The 17,913-nt window shown below is 74.6% G+C and carries 13 protein-coding genes; 11 read left to right on the forward strand and 2 right to left on the reverse strand.

Annotated elements, in window-relative coordinates:
- Positions 1 to 46 precede the first annotated feature (46 nt).
- Positions 47 to 2,722 carry a phosphoenolpyruvate carboxylase gene (locus tag N0B34_RS05005; RefSeq protein ID WP_263730206.1) on the forward strand — a complete coding sequence of 892 codons (2,676 nt, stop codon included), beginning with the start codon at positions 47 to 49 and terminating at the stop codon, positions 2,720 to 2,722.
- Here N0B34_RS05005 and N0B34_RS05010 read toward each other — a convergent pair.
- Positions 2,685 to 3,215, reverse strand: a complete 531-nt coding sequence (locus N0B34_RS05010) for an NUDIX domain-containing protein (RefSeq protein ID WP_263730207.1) — start codon at positions 3,213 to 3,215, stop codon at positions 2,685 to 2,687. The genes N0B34_RS05005 and N0B34_RS05010 overlap by 38 nt on opposite strands.
- Positions 3,216 to 3,310: 95 nt before the next feature.
- Between N0B34_RS05010 and N0B34_RS05015 the strand changes: the two genes are divergently transcribed.
- The 6 genes from N0B34_RS05015 to N0B34_RS05040 all read left to right on the forward strand — a co-directional run bounded on the left by N0B34_RS05015 (position 3,311) and on the right by N0B34_RS05040 (position 9,523).
- Positions 3,311 to 4,357 (forward strand): sigma-70 family RNA polymerase sigma factor, encoded by a 1,047-nt coding sequence (locus tag N0B34_RS05015; protein WP_318529962.1) that lies wholly within the window; start codon positions 3,311 to 3,313, stop codon positions 4,355 to 4,357.
- Positions 4,358 to 4,430: 73 nt separating this feature from the next.
- Positions 4,431 to 5,063: a hypothetical protein gene (locus N0B34_RS05020; RefSeq protein WP_263730209.1), complete on the forward strand. Its 633-nt coding sequence runs from the start codon at positions 4,431 to 4,433 to the stop codon at positions 5,061 to 5,063.
- A 40-nt stretch (positions 5,064 to 5,103) separates the two neighbouring features.
- Positions 5,104 to 6,093: a VOC family protein gene (locus N0B34_RS05025; RefSeq protein WP_412175694.1), complete on the forward strand. Its 990-nt coding sequence runs from the start codon at positions 5,104 to 5,106 to the stop codon at positions 6,091 to 6,093.
- A 37-nt stretch (positions 6,094 to 6,130) separates the two neighbouring features.
- The gene (locus N0B34_RS05030; RefSeq protein ID WP_263730210.1) at positions 6,131 to 6,922 is read left to right on the forward strand and encodes an LLM class F420-dependent oxidoreductase; all 792 of its coding nucleotides are present in this window, start codon (positions 6,131 to 6,133) and stop codon (positions 6,920 to 6,922) included.
- 64 nt (positions 6,923 to 6,986) lie between these two features.
- Positions 6,987 to 8,801, forward strand: a complete 1,815-nt coding sequence (locus N0B34_RS05035) for a metallophosphoesterase family protein (RefSeq protein ID WP_263730211.1) — start codon at positions 6,987 to 6,989, stop codon at positions 8,799 to 8,801.
- Between the two features lie 50 nt (positions 8,802 to 8,851).
- Entirely contained in the window at positions 8,852 to 9,523 is a 672-nt protein-coding gene (locus N0B34_RS05040; RefSeq protein ID WP_263730213.1) for a metal-dependent transcriptional regulator, read from the forward strand.
- A 24-nt stretch (positions 9,524 to 9,547) separates the two neighbouring features.
- Here the strand turns inward: N0B34_RS05040 and N0B34_RS05045 are convergent, their stop codons facing one another.
- A complete protein-coding gene (locus tag N0B34_RS05045) occupies positions 9,548 to 11,296 on the reverse strand; it encodes a DUF853 domain-containing protein (protein WP_263730214.1) in 1,749 nt (582 codons plus the stop codon).
- Between the two features lie 89 nt (positions 11,297 to 11,385).
- Between N0B34_RS05045 and leuS the strand changes: the two genes are divergently transcribed.
- The 4 genes from leuS to N0B34_RS05065 form a co-directional block, all read left to right on the forward strand.
- Positions 11,386 to 14,316 (forward strand): leucine--tRNA ligase, encoded by a 2,931-nt coding sequence (gene leuS, locus N0B34_RS05050; RefSeq protein ID WP_263730215.1) that lies wholly within the window; start codon positions 11,386 to 11,388, stop codon positions 14,314 to 14,316.
- Positions 14,317 to 14,378: 62 nt separating this feature from the next.
- Positions 14,379 to 15,335 (forward strand): DegV family protein, encoded by a 957-nt coding sequence (locus tag N0B34_RS05055; protein WP_263730216.1) that lies wholly within the window; start codon positions 14,379 to 14,381, stop codon positions 15,333 to 15,335.
- Between the two features lie 244 nt (positions 15,336 to 15,579).
- Positions 15,580 to 16,347, forward strand: a complete 768-nt coding sequence (locus tag N0B34_RS05060) for a helix-hairpin-helix domain-containing protein (protein ID WP_263730217.1) — start codon at positions 15,580 to 15,582, stop codon at positions 16,345 to 16,347.
- The coding region (locus N0B34_RS05065) for a ComEC/Rec2 family competence protein (protein WP_263730219.1) at positions 16,344 to 17,913 on the forward strand (1,570 nt) is incomplete at its 3' end. The genes N0B34_RS05060 and N0B34_RS05065, both read left to right, overlap by 4 nt.

Below are 17,913 nucleotides of genomic sequence, written 5' to 3' on the forward strand. Positions count from 1 at the left end.
TGGACGCGGACGACAGTCATGGGACCTTGGCCCTACGGTTGGGCCCGTGACGTCATCCGAGAGCACCCCTGAGGCGGTCCGCGGCCTGGCGCGCCACGAGGTCCCCGAGCCGTTGCGGACCGACGTCCGCCTGCTCGGGGAGCTCCTGGGTCGCGTGCTGCGCGAGGCCGGCGGCGACGAGCTGTTCGAGGACGTCGAGCGGCTCCGGGAGCTGGCGATCCGCGCGCACGACGACCCCGAGTCCGACGCTCTGGCCCAGGCCGAGGCGCTGGTCGAGGGGTTCGACCTGACGCGGGCCGAGCACGTGGCGCGCGCGTTCACGTGCTACTTCCACCTGGCGAACCTCGCCGAGGAGTACCACCGCGTGCGCGTGCTGCGGGAGCGTGAGTCGCAGATCGCGGCCGACGAGCTCGCGCCCGACGACTCCCTGGGGTCGGCGTACGCCCAGCTGGCTGCCGAGGTGGGACCGGAGGAGGCGCGCGCCCGGCTGGGGGCCGTCGAGTTCCGTCCGGTGTTCACCGCCCACCCGACCGAGGCCAGGCGCCGGGCCGTCGCCCGCTCGATCCGGCGGATCGCCGACCTGGTCGCCGAGCGGGACGCCCTGAACATCGGCGGCACGACGCTCGCGGAGAACGAGCGCCGGCTGCTGTCCGAGATCGACACCCTCTGGCGGACCTCGCCGCTGCGCGCCGAGAAGCCGACGGTGCTCGACGAGGTCGCCACGGTGCTCAACATCTTCGACACCACCCTCTTCGACGTGCTGCCGGCCGTGTACCGCCGGCTGGACGACTGGCTGCTCGGGGACGCGGCGGGCACCACGGCCCCGGTGGTGCGGCCGTGGTCGCACCCGGGCAGCTGGATCGGTGGCGACCGCGACGGCAACCCGAACGTGACGGCCGAGGTGACCCGAGCCGCCGCGGTGCTCGCGTCCGAGCACGCGCTGACGGCACTCGAGGCGTCCGCGCGCCGTACCGCCGAGGCGATGACTCTCGACGCCGACGGCACGCCGCCCTCGGCAGGCCTCCTGGCGCTGTGGCAGCGGCAGCGGTCCCTGTCCGACTCGCTGACCGCGGCGGTGGCCGCCGAGTCGCCGAACGAGCCGCACCGCAGGGTGCTGCGCCTGATCGCGGAGCGGATCGCGGCCACTCGTCGGCGGGACGCCGACCTGGCCTACCCCGACGCAGCGGCCCTCGAGGCCGACCTGATGGTGCTGCAGAGGTCCCTCGCGGAGGCGGGCGCGGTCCGCGCGGCGTACGGCGACCTGCAGCGCCTCCTGTGGCAGGTGCAGACGTTCGGCTTCCACATGGCCGAGCTCGAGGTGCGTCAGCACTCCCAGGTGCACGCCGAGGCGCTGGCCGACATCGCCGAGCACGGGCTCGGTGGCGAGCTGGCGCCCCGGACGGTCGAGGTGCTCGACACCTTCCGCGCGATCGGCAGCGTGCAGCGCCGGTTCGGGCTCGCGGCGGTGCGCCGGTTCATCGTGTCGTTCACCCAGTCGGCCGAGCACCTCGCCGCGGTCTACCGGCTGGCGGAGCTGGCCTTCGACGGCGCCGACGACGCGCCGGTGATCGACGCGATCCCGCTGTTCGAGACGTTCGCGGACCTGCAGGCCAGCGTGGACATCCTCGAGGAGTCGCTGGCGATCCCGCAGGTCCAGCGGCGCCTGGAGCAGACCGGGCGGCACCTCGAGGTGATGCTCGGGTACTCGGACTCGTCCAAGGACGTCGGGCCGGTGTCGGCCACCCTCGCGCTGGACGACGCCCAGCGGCGGATCACCGCGTGGGCGCGCGAGCACGACATCCGCCTGACGCTGTTCCACGGCCGCGGCGGCGCCCTGGGTCGTGGCGGCGGTCCGGCGAACCGCGCGCTCCTGGCCCAGCCACCGGGGAGCGTCGACGGTCGCTTCAAGCTGACCGAGCAGGGCGAGGTGATCTTCGCCCGGTACGGCGACCCCACCATCGCCGCGCGGCACATCGAGCAGGTCACGGCGGCGACGCTGCTGGCCGGCGCGCCCTCCGTCGAGCGGCGCACGGCGGAGGCGGCCGAGCGTTTCGGCGACCTCGCGGCGCGCCTCGACGTCGCCTCGCGCCAGCGGTTCCACGCCCTGGTGCGTGCCGAGGGCTTCCCGCAGTGGTTCGCCGAGGTGACCCCGCTGGAGGAGGTCGGCCTGCTGCCGATCGGCTCCCGGCCGGCACGACGCGGTCTGTCGGTGTCGTCCCTGGACGACCTGCGCGCGATCCCCTGGGTCTTCTCCTGGTCGCAGGCCCGGATCAACCTCGCCGGCTGGTACGGCCTGGGCACGGCGCTCGACTCCGTCGGCGACGTCGACCTGCTGCGCAGCGCCTACCGGGACTGGCCGCTCTTCGCCACGGTGATCGACAACGTCGAGATGTCGCTGGCGAAGACGGACGAGCGCATCGCGGCCCGCTACCTCGGTCTCGGCGAGCGCGCCGACCTCGCCGCTCTGGTGCTGGAGGAGATGGCGCTCACGCGGCAGTGGGTCCTGGCGATCACGGACTCCGAGGTGATGCTGTCCCGCCGGCGGATCCTCGGCCGCGCCGTCGCGCTCCGCAGCCCCTACGTCGACGCCCTGTCCCTGCTCCAGCTGCGCGCCCTCCGGGCCCTGCGGACGGGCGACTCGCAGGAGAGCGTCGAGGACCTGCGCAGGCTGCTGCTGCTCACCGTCAACGGTGTGGCGGCAGGTCTGCAGAACACGGGCTGACCGGCACCGACATCACGGCGGGCAGGGCCTCGCCGTGCGCCAGCGCGTCGAGGACCGTCCGCTCGTGGGGGACGACCGGTTCGGGCAGCGCGTCCAACCGGTACCAGGCCATGGCCGCGGCTCGGTTCGCCTCCCGCAGCTCCGGTTCGCCGTCCCAGCGGTCCGCCGCGAAGAAGACGTCGACGCGCTGCTCGACGGCCGGACCGCCGCGCTCGAACCGGTGCAGCACCGTGAGCGGCTGCAGGTCCTCGACACGCACCCGAACGCCGGCCTCCTCGGCGGCCTCGCGGCACGCCGCCTCGTGCACCGACTCGCCGGGGTCGACGTGGCCGGCGAGCGTCGCCCAGTGCTCGTCCATGTACCCGGTGCCGCGACGCAGCTGCAGCAGCACCTCGTCGCCGTGCGGTCCGGGGCGGCGCAGCACCAGGTATGCCGCGGCGACGAGCAGGGTGCGGCCGGCCAGGTGGTCGTCCTCGGTGTAGCGCTGGGTCACCCGCGCAGTCTGGCACCGGGTCCCTCCGACGCCTCGGGGAGCGGGTGCCACGGCAGGGGTGCCGCGGTGTCGCCGGCCCGGGTTACCGTCCTGGTGTGACGCAGACCACAGTCCCTCCCGCCGTGCCGTCCGCCGCACCGGAGGACGTGGCCGCACCGGTCGAGCAGGACGGGTTCGACGCGCTCGTCGCGCCGCTGCGTCGCGAGCTGCTCGCCCACTGCTACCGGATGACCGGATCCCTGCAGGACGCCGAGGACGCCCTGCAGGAGACGTGGCTGCGGGCGTGGCGTGCGCTGCCGGACTTCGAGGGCAGGTCGTCCCTGCGGACGTGGATGTACCGCATCGCGACGCGTGTGTGCCTGTCCCACCTGGAGGGCAGAGCGCGACGGCCGCTGCCGGTGGGGCTGGGTGGACCGCCGGCGGACCCCGCCGTCGAGCCGCGCCAGGACCGCTCCGTGCCGTGGCTGGAACCGCTGCCCGACCGCCTGCTGTGGAGCACTCCGGGCGCCGACCCCGCCGACCGGGCGGTGGACGTCGACACCGTCCGCCTCGCCTTCGTGGCGGCGCTGCAGCACCTCACCGCGCAGCAGCGCGCCGTCCTGCTCCTCCGGGACGTGCTGGCCTGGACGGCCGCGGAGGTGGCCCAGGCGCTGCGGCTCTCGGTCGCGGCGGTCAACTCCACGCTGCAGCGGGCGCACGCCCGCATGGCCACGCTCGACGTCCCACCGGCGCCTGCGGACCTCACGCCCCACCAGCAGCACCTGCTGCGCCGGTACGTGGCGGCCTTCGAGGCGTACGACGTGCCGGCCCTCGTGACGCTGCTCGCAGCGGACGTCGTCTGGGAGATGCCGCCGTACCCCGAGTGGTACCAGGGGCCCGACGCCGTCGGGAGCCTGATCTGCCGCTGGTGCCCCGCGACCGGCCCCGGCAGCATGCGGCTGCTGGGCACGTCCTCGAACGGGCTGCCCACGTTCGGCCTCTACATGAGGGAGGCGGACGGCCGCCACCACGCCTTCCAGCTGCAGCAGGTGACCGTGGGCCCGGACGGCGTGCAGCGCGTGACCGTCTGGTTCGCGCCCGAGCTGTTCGGCGCCTTCGGCCTGCCCGACGTGGTGCCGCCGGACGAGGAGGGGCGCCACTAGGCTCGGCTGGTCGGCGCGTGAGCGCACCGCCGCAGGCACGGCCGCCGTGGCGGCCACGGCTCGGGAGGCCCCGATGAGCGACTCCGGCGAGGGCGACTTCGAGTTCGAGCGGAGGTTCGTCGCGCGGGACGTGCCGGCCGAGCTGCTCGAGGCGAACCCGACGTTGATCGTGCAGAGCTACCTGCTCGCCGCCGACGGCTATGCCGTGCGCGTGCGGGTGCAGGCGCCCGGCGTCCCCGCGGTGCAGGACCCGGGGCTGGACGAGCTGCTGCTGCTCGAGCGGTACGTCGACCGGGTCGAGTTCGCCTCGGTGACCGTCAAGGGGCCGATGGTGGCGGGGACGCGGTACGAGGCCGAGCGGGAGCTGGACCCGCTGATGGGCATCGAGATCGTGCGCCGTGGCCCGGCCCGAGTCGCGAAGCTGCGCCACGCGGTGTGGCTCGGGGACGACGGCTGGGTGATCGACGTGTTCACGGGTGCGAACGCGCCGCTGGTGGTCGCCGAGGTCGAGCGCGGCGGACCGGTGACCGACCTCGCCATCCCGTCCTTCTGCGTCACGGAGGTCACCACCGACCACCGCTTCGCGAACGACGCCCTCGCGTCGAGGCCCTTCAGCACGTGGGCCGCGGAGCTGGACGCCGAGCTGGCCGAGCACGGGCCCGTGTTCCTCTCCGAGCTGGGGACCAACCGTCGCCTCGAGCCGTGACCGCTTGAAAGTTGATGCTTCAACTATTACAGTAGTTGACATGACAACCACTCCGTCGGCCGGCACCGCTCCTCGACCCGGGGCCGGGGCCCGCACCGCCGTCGCACCGGCGCTCGCACAGGCGCACGAGTCCATCGCGGCGGGCACCGGCATGGACGCCGTCAGGCTGCTCGTCGGGGACCTTGACACCCAGCTGCGCTTCTACCGTGACGTCCTGCGCCTCGCGGTGGTCGAGCAGCCGGTGGACCGGCTCGGTACCGGTCCGGCGCAGGTGACCCTCGGCCGGGGTGGCACACCCCTCGTCGTGCTGCGGCACACACCCGACCTGCCGCCCGCGCGCCGCGGCTCGGCCGGTCTGTTCCACACGGCCCTGCTCTTCGACGACCGCGCCGACCTGGCCGAGACGCTGGCCTCGGTCGCACGCCACGCGCCGGGGACGTACACCGGCTCGGCCGACCACCTCGTCTCGCTGGCGTTCTACCTGACCGACCCCGAGGGCAACGGCGTCGAGCTGTACTGGGACCGACCGCGCGACGAGTGGCGGCACACCGCCGACGGTGGCGTGCTGATGGACTCCCTGCGGCTCGACCCGAACGAGTTCCTGGTCGAGCACCTGGGGGAGGCGCAGCTCGAGCGGCTCGAGCAGGCGGCACCGGACCCGGCCCCGGTCGATGGGGAGACGGTCGTCGGGCACGTCCACCTGTCCGTCGGTGACGTGCCCTCCGGGCGGGCGTTCTACGTGGACGCGCTCGGCTTCGACGTCACCGCGCAGTGGCACGGGGCCCTGTTCGTCTCCGCCGGCGGCTACCACCACCATCTGGCGATGAACACGTGGGCCTCGGCCGGCGCCGGCCCACGCGCGTCGTCCCTGGGCCTCGGAGAGGTGCGCATCCTGGTACCGACGGCCGGGGACCTCGACGCGCTGGCCGCACGGGTCGTCCGGGCCGGGGTGCAGGGCGAGCACGACGGGCAGACGCTGCGCTTCGAGGACCCGTGGCGCAACGTGATCCGGGTCGCGGCCGCGGCCTGAGCAGCACATCTGCACGTCGGGACGTAGCCTGCACCGCGTGACGCATCCCGTACGCATCGGTGTCCAGCTCCAGCCCCAGCACGCCGACTACCCCCAGGTCCGCGACGCCGTGCGCCGCGCTGAGGACCTCGGTGTCGACGTGGTCTTCAACTGGGACCACTTCTTCCCGCTGTCGGGCGACCCCGACGGCAAGCACTTCGAGTGCTGGACGATGCTGGGCGCCTGGGCCGAGCAGACCAGCCGGGTGCAGCTCGGCGCCCTCGTCACGTGCAACTCGTACCGGAACCCCGAGCTGCTCGCCGACATGGCCCGGACCGTCGACCACATCAGCGGTGGGCGGCTGATCCTCGGGATCGGGGCCGGCTGGAAGCAGAAGGACTACGACGAGTTCGGCTACGAGTTCGGCACGCCCGGCAGCCGGATCGCGGACCTGGCGCAGGCGCTGCCGCGGATCAAGGCCCGCCTGGCGGCAGGCAATCCGGCGCCCACCAGGGACATCCCCGTGCTGATCGGCGGGGGAGGTGAGCGCAAGACGCTGCGGGTGGTCGCCGAGCACGCCGACGTGTGGCACTCGTTCGGTGACGTGATCGAGCTGCGGCGCAAGAGCGCGATCCTCGACGAGCACGGCGCCGCGGTCGGGCGGGACACCGCATCGCTGGTCGAGCGCTCGGTCGGCGTGGGCGCGCCGCCGGAGGCGGTCGCCGACGACCTGCTCGCCGCGGGCGTCACGCTGTTCACCGTCGGGACCGGCGGTCCGGACTACGACCTCTCGCTCGCGCAGCAGTGGGTGCGCTGGCGGGACGAGCGGGCGGCGCGCGAGGGGGACTAGGGCGCAGCCGGAGCGCGCAGCCCCGCGGGTCGCTCGAGCTGGCGGCGCGCCTAGGGTGGTGACGATGCGACTCCCACGCTTCCCCCGACGCTCCCGGCGGTGGTGGCTGCACGCGAGCGTGCTCGTGCTGCTCGACGTGCTCGTCGCGGTGGTCGTCGGGGTGACCACCGCCTCCGTGCACGGGTCGTTCGGCCCGCACGAGGCGCGGTACGAGGTCACCACCGACTCGACCGTCACCATCGACGTCGGTCCGCTCGGCAGGCTGCTGGTGCGCTCACCGTTGCCGCTGACGCTCGGCGTGCGGGCGACGGTCGAGGAGATCCCCGACACGCTGACCTCGGTGGACCCCGCGACCACGCTGGCGGCACTGAGCGGGGACCTGCAGTCCTACGTCCAGTTCTTCAGCGCACCGCAGTCCACGGTCCACGACGTCACGCTGGCGCTGATCGCCGACGCGGCGGTGCGTGCGGCGGTGACGGCGCTGCTCCTCGCCGGCCTGTGGTTCCTCGGTCGGTGGCTGCTGGGCCCGGCTCGGCGCGCCGAGCTGGCGACCGCGCTGCGGGTCCACCGGCGCCTGGTCGTCGCCGTGGTGGCCGGGGTCGTCGTGTGCGGCACGGTGCTCACGTCGAGCACCGGGCCGACCCCGAGCCGCTCGACCGCGGCGATCTCGCCCGTGTTCAACGGCACCCCGCTGCAGGGCGCCCGCGTCACCGGTCGGCTCGGTGGCGTGATCGACACCTACGGCGGCTACGTCCTGTCCGCGGTGCGTGAGAACGACGCGTTCTACCAGGCTGCCGACCAGGCGCTCGTCGCCGCGTGGGCCTCCAGGCCTGCCGATCCCGTCGTCTGGTCCCGGCCCGCCCCGACCGCGACCCCCACCGCCACCCCGTCCCTGTCCGCGGCGGGCTCGACCGCAGGGGCCACCGGCGCGCCGACGGGGCTCGCGCCGCAGGCGACCGGTCTCGCACCACAGGCCGCCGGCCTGGCCGCCGCCTCCGCGTCGCCGACGTCCGCGGGCGGCTCGCCCAGCCCGTCGCCGACCCGCGCCCAGGCGAAGCTGGTCACCGTCGTGGTGGTCTCCGACCTGCACTGCAACGTCGGCATGGCGTCCCTGATGCACTCAGCGATCACCTTGTCGCGGGCCTCGCTCGTCCTCGATGCGGGGGACACGACGCTCGACGGCACACCGGTGGAGCAGTACTGCGACACCACGTTCGCGCGTGCCGTACCGGCCGGTGTCGCCCTGGTGACGTCGCCGGGGAACCACGACTCGGACACCACGAGCAAGCGGTACGCCCGTTCGGGCGCCACGGTGCTCGCGGGCTCGGTCGTGACGGTCGACGGCATCCGGATCCTCGGCGACCACGACCCGAGCCAGACCCGGGTCGGTGGCGGCACCACCTCCGTGGCCGGCGAGACCGTCGACTCCGCCGGTGCGCGGCTCGCCGACGTCGCCTGTGCGGACAAGACCGGCGTCGACCTCCTGCTGATCCACAACCCCCCGGTCGGCCAGGAAGCGCTGGACCGCGGCTGCGTGCCGGCGCAGATCTCCGGGCACTACCACGTACGCACCGATCCCGAGGTGGTCGGCGAGGGGGTGCGGTACATCAGCAGCACGACGGCCGGCGCCCAGGTCAACCAGCCGACGATCGGACCGCTGCACGGGGTGGCCGAATTGACGGTGCTGCGCTGGGACACCGAGACCCGCAGGTTCGTGGACTACCGCGTGATCGCCGTGCACCCGGACCGGACGGTCACCGTCGGTGCCGCGCAGCCGTGGCCGGTGCTGCCGCGAGCACCGTCGTCCGCCGCCGCGCCGTCGCCCGGTCCCGGACCGACCGTGGCGGGCGGCTCGGTGCCGGCGACCGCAGCACCGTGAGGTCGGCATCCCGCCCGGCACCGGCCGGCGCGGCCCCTACGCTGGACGTCGTGAGCCGGTCCCCACAGTCGCTGACGGCCGTCAGCCAGGACTACCTCAAGGTGATCTGGTCCGCCCAGGAGTGGTCGGACGCGCCCGTCACCACCAAGGCCCTCGCCGCGCGCCTGGGCGTCGGCGCGTCGACGGTCTCGGAGACCGTCCGACGGCTGGCCGACGCCGGTCTGGTGACGCACGAGCCCTACGGCGCGGTGGGGCTGACGGCCGAGGGTCGGGCGCACGCGCTCGCGATGGTCCGGCGGCACCGCCTCCTGGAGACGCTCCTCGTCGCCCATCTGGGCTACGGCTGGGACGAGGTGCACGACGAGGCCGAGGTGCTCGAGCACGCCGTCTCGGACACGTTCGTCGAACGCATCGCGGCTCATCTCGGTCATCCGACCCGAGACCCGCACGGCGATCCGATCCCCGGGCCCGACGGGTCGATGGACGTGCCGGCCGCCAGGACGCTCTGGGACGTGGAGCCGGGGGAGTGGCGGGTGGTCCGCATCTCCGACGCCGACCCGGAGCTGCTCCGCTACCTCGCTGCCCGCGGGCTGGGTCTCGACGTTCCGGTCAGCGTGACGCGGCACTCCGTCGCCGGCGTCGTGTCCGCGCGCGTCGGTGACCAGGAGCAGGTCGACCTCGGCGAGGGTGCCGCATCGGCGATCTGGGTCGGGACCCCGTGACGGCTGACGTGTCGTCCTGACGCGTCAGCGTCTGCGCAGCGTGCCGAGCAGCGTCCGGGTCAGCTCGCGTCCCAGCTGCGTGCCGGCCGATCGCAGGAACGAGTCCAGCGGGTCCCCCGCCCGGGACCTCGCCCTGGGGCGGTACGACGAGCGGGCGTCGCGCTCCGCCTCGCGCCGCGCGGCCACGGCGTCCTTCTCCTGCTGCGCGGCCTCCTGCTGGGCTGCGACCCGCGCCGCCGCTTCCTGCGCCCGCGCGGTGAGCAGCTCGTACGCCGACTGCCGGTCGACCGGCGTGCCGTAGCGCGGGGCGAGGGGAGACGCCGCGACCGCACCGAGCACGGCGGCGTCCGGTGCGGCACCCATCGACGCCTGCGGCGCCCGCAGCCGGGTCCACGCGACGGGCGTCGGGGCGCCGCCCTCCCCGAGCACGGTGACGATCGCCTCGCCGGTGCCCAGCTGCGTGAGCACCTGCTCGAGGTCGTACGACGACGAGGGGTAGGTGCGAGCCGCCGCGCGCAGCGCTGCCGCGTCCTCGGGCGTGAAGGCGCGCAGAGCGTGCTGGACCCGGCTCCCGAGCTGACCGAGCACGTCGGCCGGCACGTCCTTGGGGCTCTGCGTGACGAAGACGATGCCCACGCCCTTGGACCGGATCAGCCGCACGGTCCGGACCACCTGGTCGAGGAGCTGCGGCGAGGCGTCGTCGAACAGCAGGTGCGCCTCGTCGAAGAAGAAGACCAGCCGCGGCTTCTCCGGGTCTCCGACCTCGGGGAGCACCTCGAACAGCTCGGCGAGCAGCCACATGAGGAACGTGGAGAACAGGGCCGGCCGGTCCTGCACACCGGGCAGCTCGAGGGCCGACACGACGCCGCGTCCGTCGGGAGCCGTGCGCAGCAGGTCCGTGACCGCGAAGGCGGGCTCGCCGAAGAACGCCGCGGCCCCCTGCGACTCGAGCGTGATTAGCTCGCGCAGGATCACCCCCGCGGTCGCCGCCGACAGGCCGCCGATCGCCCTGAGCTCGGCCTTGCCGTCGTCGGAGGTGAGGAACTGGACCGTCGCGCGCAGGTCGGCCAGGTCGAGCAGCGCCAGTCCCTGGGTGTCCGCCCAGTGGAAGACCAGGCCGAGGCTCGACTCCTGCGTCTGGTTCAGCCCGAGCACCTTCGCCAGCAGCAGCGGGCCGAACTCGCTGACGGTGGTGCGGATCGGGACACCCGTGCCGGTCCCGCCCAGCGTGAACAGCTCCACCGGGAAGGACGCGGGCGTCCAGTCCTGCCCGATCGCGCGCGTGCGCTCCAGCAGCGTGTCGTTCGGGGTGCCGGGCACCGTCAGACCGGTGAGGTCACCCTTGATGTCCGCGACCAGGACAGGAACACCGGCGGCGGAGAGGGACTCGGCCATCAGCTGCAGCGTGCGGGTCTTCCCGGTGCCGGTCGCACCGGCCACCAGGGCGTGCCTGTTCAGCATGCCGAGCGGGATGCGGACCTGGGCCGCCGGGTCCGGAGAGCCGTCCTGCAGCAGCGCGCCCAGGGCGAGCGCCGGACCGGTGAAGGAGTAGCCGGCGGCGACCTGGTCGGCCAGGGCGGACGACGCGGGGGCAGGGGTGGTCGTGCGCCCGGCGGACACCTGCGCCGCGGCCAGCGCCGCAGCCGCCGCAGCGGCCTCCGCCTCCGCTGCCTGTGCCTTGGCCTTCGCGGCATCGGCGGCGGCGCGTGCCGCCTCGGCCTGCAGCTGCGCGAGCCGTACGGGGTCGACCTGGTCACCCGTCTGCGACGACATCTTCGAGAGTCTAGGAAGGACCGTCGGTCGCCGACCAGGGGAGCCGTCGCCGTCCGAGGTCCCGGCCCCCCGCCGGTAAACTCGCCCAGGTGACGTCGCAGGAGATCAGCGCCCCCCGACCGGCCGCGACCCCCGACGAGGTGCCCTACCGCTACACCCCGTCCCTCGCCGCGAAGATCGAGGCGCGCTGGCAGGACGAGTGGGACCGCCGCGGGACGTTCTTCACCCCGAACCCCACCGGTCACCTCACCGACGGCGCGGGCCGCCACGCCGAGCCGGGTCGGCGCCCGTTCTTCGTCATGGACATGTTCCCGTACCCGTCCGGGGCGGGTCTGCACGTCGGCCACCCGCTCGGGTACATCGCCACGGACGTCGTCGGCCGCTTCCGCCGGATGCAGGGCGACAACGTGCTGCACGCGCTGGGTTTCGACGCCTTCGGCCTGCCTGCCGAGCAGTACGCGGTGCAGACGGGGCAGCACCCGCGCGTCACCACCGAGGCGAACATCGCGATCATGCAGCGCCAGCTGCGGCGGCTGGGCCTGGCGCACGACCCGCGGCGGTCGTTCGCGACGATCGACCCCGAGTACATGCGCTGGACCCAGTGGATCTTCCTGGCGATCTACAACTCCTGGTACGACGAGTCCGCGCCGAACGCGGACGGCGGCCTGGGTCGTGCCCGACCCGTCGCGGACCTGGAGGCCGAGCTGGCGTCCGGCGCGCGGCCCGTGCCCGACGGCGTGCCCGGTGTAGCGGCCGGTGCCGCATGGGCCGACCTCGACGACCCGGCCCGCCGCCGAGTCGTCGACGCGCACCGTCTGGCCTACCTCTCGGAGACGCCCGTGAACTGGGCGCCGGGTCTGGGCACCGTGCTGGCCAACGAGGAGGTCACGGCCGACGGCCGCTCCGAGCGCGGCAACATGCCCGTGTTCCAGCGCAGCCTGCGGCAGTGGAACATGCGCATCACGGCCTACGCCGACCGGCTGGCGGACGACCTGGACGCCATCGACTGGCCCGAGAAGGTCAAGTCGATGCAGCGGCACTGGATCGGCCGGTCCACGGGCGCCCGCGTGCGGTTCGCCGTCGAGGGCGGTGCCGAGCTGGAGGTGTTCACCACCCGCCCGGACACCTTGTTCGGCGCCACGTTCATGGTGGTCGCGCCCGAGCACCCGCTGCTGGACGAGGTGCCCGCGCAGTGGCCGGACGGCACCCGGTCGGCCTGGACCGGGGGCTTCGACTCGCCCGCGGCCGCCGTGGCGGCGTACCGCGCCGAGACGGCCGGCCGCACCGCCGTGGAGCGTCAGGCGGACGCAGGTCGCAAGACGGGCGTGTTCACCGGCCACCTGGCGATCAACCCGGTCAACGGCGAGCCGCTGCCGGTGTTCACCGCCGACTACGTGCTGATGGGCTACGGCACCGGCGCGATCATGGCCGTGCCCGGCGGCGACGAGCGCGACTACGCCTTCGCGCAGGCCTTCGAGCTGCCGGTCGTCTACACGGTCGCCGCACCGGAGGGCACCCCCGACGGCGCACGCACCGGCGACGGCGCCGTGATCAACTCGGCCAACGACGCGCTCGACCTCAACGGGCTGGACGTCGTCACCGCCAAGGAGCGGATGACCGCGTGGCTCGTCGAGCGCGGGCTGGGGGAGGGCACCACCACCTACCGCCTGCGTGACTGGCTGTTCAGCCGCCAGCGGTACTGGGGCGAGCCGTTCCCGATCGTCTACGACGAGCACGACCAGCCCGTCGCCCTGCCGACCTCGGCGCTGCCCGTCACCCTGCCCGAGGTGCCGGACTACGCCCCACGCACGTTCGACCCGAACGACGCCGAGTCGTCCCCGGAGGCGCCGCTGGGCCGCAACGAGGACTGGGTCAACGTGACCCTCGACCTCGGCGACGGCCCCAAGCAGTACCGGCGGGACACCAACACGATGCCCAACTGGGCGGGGTCGTGCTGGTACTACCTGCGCTACCTCGACCCCGACTCGGACCAGGTCCTGGTGGACCCCGAGCTGGAGCGCTACTGGATGGGCCCCGGCCACGGGTCCCAGCCGGAGGGTTCCATCGGCGGCGTCGACCTGTACGTCGGCGGCGTCGAGCACGCCGTGCTGCACCTGCTGTACGCCCGGTTCTGGCACAAGGTGCTGCACGACCTGGGTCACGTGAGCGCCGGCGAGCCGTTCTACACGCTGTTCAACCAGGGCTACATCCAGGCGTACGCCTACACCGACGAGCGGGGCGTGCACGTGCCGGCCGCCGAGGTGGTCGAGGACGCCACGGCGACCACCGGCTACGCCTGGCAGGGCGAGCCCGTCAACCGCGAGTACGGGAAGATGGGCAAGTCGCTGAAGAACGTGGTGACGCCCGACGAGATGTACGCCGAGTACGGGGCCGACACCCTGCGCGTGTACGAGATGTCGATGGGCCCGCTGGACCTGTCGCGCCCGTGGGAGACCCGGGCGGTCGTGGGTGCGCAGCGGTTCCTGCAGCGGCTGTGGCGCAACGTGGTCGACGAGGCCACCGGTGCGACGGTGGTGAGCGAGGACGAGCCGTCGGTGGAGACGCTGCGCGTGCTGCACCGCACCATCGCCGAGGTCGGCGACGACATGGCGGCGATGCGGGTCAACACCGCCATCGCCAAGCTGATCGTCCTCAACAACCACCTCACCACGCTGGACCGGGTGCCTCGGGCCGCCGTCGAGCCGCTCGTGCTGATGACGGCCCCGGTGGCCCCTCACATCGCCGAGGAGCTCTGGGACCGGCTCGGTCACGCCGAGTCGCTGACGTACGCACCGTTCCCCGTCGCCGACCCGGCGTACCTGGTCGAGGAGTCGGTGACCTGCGTCCTGCAGGTGGCGGGCAAGGTGCGTGGACGGGTCGAGGTGGCGCCGTCGGTGTCCGACGACGAGCTGCGCGAGCTGGCGCTCGCCGATGCCGGTGTGCAGCGGGCGCTCGACGGCAGGGCGGTGCGCACGGTGGTGGTCCGCGCGCCCAAGCTGGTCAACGTGGTGCCGGCCTGACGCGGTCCGGCACCCCGATGCCACGCCCGCGCTCAGCACGGCTGCAGTCGCACGTCGCCGTCGTGACGGACTCGACCGCGGCGCTGCCCGCCGGTGCCGCCGAACGCTGGGGTGTGCGGGTGGTGCCGCTCCAGGTGCTGGTGGACGGCGCGCCGCTCGTGGGCACGGATCTGGGCGCGGCGACGATCGCGGCACTCCAGCGCGGTGCGCGCGTGACCACGTCCCAGCCCTCGGCCGCGGCCTTCGCCGACGCGTACGCCACCGCGGCTTCCGCCGGGGCGACCGCGGTGGTCTCCGTCCACCTGTCCGGCGAGCTCTCCGGGACGGTGCAGGCGGCCCGGTCCGCGGCGGAGCGGGCACCGCTGCCGGTGCACGTCGTCGACTCCCGGACCGCCGCGATGGGGCTCGGGTTCGCGGCGCTTGCGGCGGCGTGGGCGGCCGACGGCACGCCGCTGGACGGCGCCCGGGTCGACGGTCCGGCGGCCGAGGACCGGCGCCGACCGGCCTCCAGGTGGCGCATCCGGCGCGCCGGCGCCTCCGACCCTCGTCCCGTCACGGACGTCGAGGCGGTCGCCCGGGCAGCGCGGACCGCCGCGGAGTCGTCGAGGGTGTGGTTCCTGGTCGACTCGCTGGAGCACCTGCGGCGCGGTGGTCGGCTCGGCGCGGCCGCGGCCGCCCTCGGGACCGTCCTCGGGCTGCGGCCGCTGCTGACCGTCGTGGATGGTCGGCTCGTCGTGGCGGAGAAGATCCGCACACGTCGGGCGGCGGTCGAGCGGCTGCTCGCCGTGGCCACGGCCGATGCGCTCGCTCGTCGCGGCGCACGGGTCGCCGTGCATCATGCCGATCGCGCCGACGTGGCCCAGGACCTCGCGCGTCGGCTCACGGAGGCGACCCGCGGCACGGTGCGCGAGGTAGTGGTGAGCCCGGCCGGCGCCGTGCTGACGGCGCACGTGGGCCCGGGGCTGCTGGCCGTGGTCGTCTCGGACGGCGCTGCCGACGAGGTGTCAGCCCGGCTCTGACGAGCCGTCCCCAGCCCGTGGCTCAGTGCGGACGATCGGGCTGCCGCTCCGACGCTCGTCGGGGCGGCAGGACCTCACGCCTAGCGTCCCCGGCGTGTTCCGTGCCGACGCCAGCGCCGCCCGCCGTCGGCTCGACCGACTGACCCACCCGGCAGCGGCCCACCAGCCGGCAGCGGATCCGCCGCCCACCGACCGACCGCCGGCGGACCGACCGCTGCCCGAGCGACCGGTGGCGGACCGACCAGTGGCTGACGAGCCCCTCGCGGCGCCCGTGTCGCCGCCGACTCTCGGCGCCGGAGGGTGGGTCCCGACCGCCGTGCGGGCAGCGGCGCTCGACTACCAGGACTCGTACGGGGTCGCGACCGACCTCGGCGTCGGGGACGAGCCCCCGCAGCGGGTGCGCTGGAGCGTGCCGTGGCGGCTGGCGGCCTCGGCGGCGACCACGGTCGCGCTCGTCGTCGGCGCCACCCTGATCCGGGCGTCCGCTCTCGCACCGGGGGACCCGGTGGAGCTGCCCACGCCGGCGCCCGCCACCGTGTCGAGCTCCACCACGGGACTCGCGACACCCGCGTCCCCGTCCTCGACGGACGCCGCTCAGCTCGTCATCCACGTCGTCGGAGCCGTGGCCCGGCCCGGCGTGGTCCGGCTGCGGCCGGGAGCGCGGGTGCAGGACGCCATCGAGGCGGCCGGTGGTGCGGCCGGCGACGCGAACCTCGCGGCAGTGAACCTGGCGCGGCCGGTGACCGACGGCGAGCAGCTCGTCGTACCCGGACCCGGCCAGGCCGCCCAGCCGTCCGCCGAGCCGAGCCCGAGCAGCGCCGGGGCTCGCCTGGACCTCAACACGGCCACGCTGGCCGACCTCGACGCGCTCCCGGGCATCGGCCCGGTGCTCGCGCAGCGCATCCTCGACCGGCGTCTGCAGCATCGGTTCGCCTCGGTCGACGAGCTCGGCGAGGTCAGCGGTATCGGCCCGACCCTGCTGGAGCGGCTCCGACCGATGGTGCGCGTGTGAGTGCTCGTGCGAAGCGTTCCGACATCGCGCCACAGCGGTGCCCGGAAGCGGCCCCGCGCAGCGCTGCGCGTGCCGATGCCCGTCAGGACGGTGCGTCCGACGCCGGGATCCCCGAGCCGCCGGAGGTCCTCGACCTGCGCCTGCTGCCGGTGGCCATCGGGAGCTGGTCGGGCGCCGCGCTGGGAGTCGTCGGCGGTCCTGCTGCCGTGCGGTGGATCGGGACTGCGGCGATCGGTGTCGTGCTCGTCCTCGTCGTCGTGCCACGGTGCCGGCGCCCTCGGCAGCCGTCGCGCAGGGTCGCCGCCACCGTGGCGCTCGGGCTCCTCGTCCTCACGCTGGCGCTGCTCGACGCGTCCACGCAGCGCGCACTCCGGACCGGCGGTCTGCTCGCCACCACCCTGCGTGAGGGTGCGACCGCGACAGTGACGGGACGTGTCGTGGACCGCCCCGTGCCGCTGGACGCCCGGTGGAGCGACGGCGAGCCGGACCGTCGGTACACGGTCGCGGTGCGCTGGGTGGAGAGCCGCGGGCGACGGTCCGGCGCTGCGGCCTCCGTCGTCGTCGTCGCGCCGGGTGACGTGCCGCCCGGAAGCATCGTCCGTGTCACCGGCCGGCTGACGCCGTCGAGCGCCACGGACGGCACGGTGGCGACGCTCCAGGCGAGGTCGGCGGCCGAGGTCGTCGCCCGACCCGGATGGCCGGACCGCGCAGCGGAGCACGTGCGCGCGGCCACGCGCCGGATCGCGTCGCGGCTGCCGGCCGACGCCGGCGCCCTGCTCCTGGGCATGGCGCTCGGCGACAGCTCGGGTGTGCCGGACGACCTGTCGGAGGCGATGCGAACGGCCGGGCTGACCCACCTCATCGCCGTCTCGGGATCCCACTTCGCGCTCGTCGGCGCGATCGCAGCGGCTGCGGCGGCGGCCTGCCGACTGCCCGTGGCGCTGCGTGCAGGCGTCGTCGTGCTGACCGGGGCGGGTCTGCTCGTGCTCGTCGGGCCGCAGCCCAGCGTGCTCCGCGCCGCGGTGACCGGCGTGGTCGGCCTGCTCGGCCTCCTGTCCGGCCGACCTGCCCGAGCGCCTGCCGCCCTCGCGACGACGGTCACTGCGTTGCTGCTGGCCGACCCGTGGCTCGCGTTCCAGATCGGCTTCGCCCTCTCCGTGGCGGCGACGGCGGCGATCGTCGTCCTCGGCGGTGCCTGGGTACGGGTGTGGTCGCCTCGGCTCGGTCGTCCTCTCGCGGCCGCGGTGGCTGCCCCGCTCGCGGCGCAGCTGGCCTGCGCGCCGGTCCTGCTCGTGCTGCGGCCCTCGGTCGGCACGTACGCGCTGCTCGCCAACCTCGCCGCGGCGCCCGCGGTGCCGCCGGCCACCGTGCTGGGTCTCCTGACCGCTGTGGTCGCCCCGTGCTCGCCGCACGCGGCCCTGCTGCTGGCGCAGCTCGCCGGCGCCGCCTGCTGGTGGGTCGCCGCGGTCGCACGGGTCGCGGCCGCGGGGGGGGGGGGGGGGGGGGGGGGGGGGGGCCCCCCGCCCCGGGGGGGGGGGGCTGGGCGGGGGGGGGGCCCGCCGGGGT

This window comes from Cellulomonas sp. SG140 (assembly GCF_025770785.1).
Taxonomy (GTDB): domain Bacteria; phylum Actinomycetota; class Actinomycetes; order Actinomycetales; family Cellulomonadaceae; genus Cellulomonas.

Bases quoted from the DNA above. Each gene is read 5' to 3' on its own strand.
- N0B34_RS05020 (WP_263730209.1), top strand. From the start codon at position 4,431: ATGAGCGACTCCGGCGAGGGCGACTTCGAGTTCGAGCGGAGGTTCGTC.
- N0B34_RS05045 (WP_263730214.1), bottom strand. From the start codon at position 11,296: ATGTCGTCGCAGACGGGTGACCAGGTCGACCCCGTACGGCTCGCGCAG.
- N0B34_RS05035 (WP_263730211.1), top strand. From the start codon at position 6,987: ATGCGACTCCCACGCTTCCCCCGACGCTCCCGGCGGTGGTGGCTGCAC.
- N0B34_RS05025 (WP_412175694.1), top strand. From the start codon at position 5,104: ATGACAACCACTCCGTCGGCCGGCACCGCTCCTCGACCCGGGGCCGGG.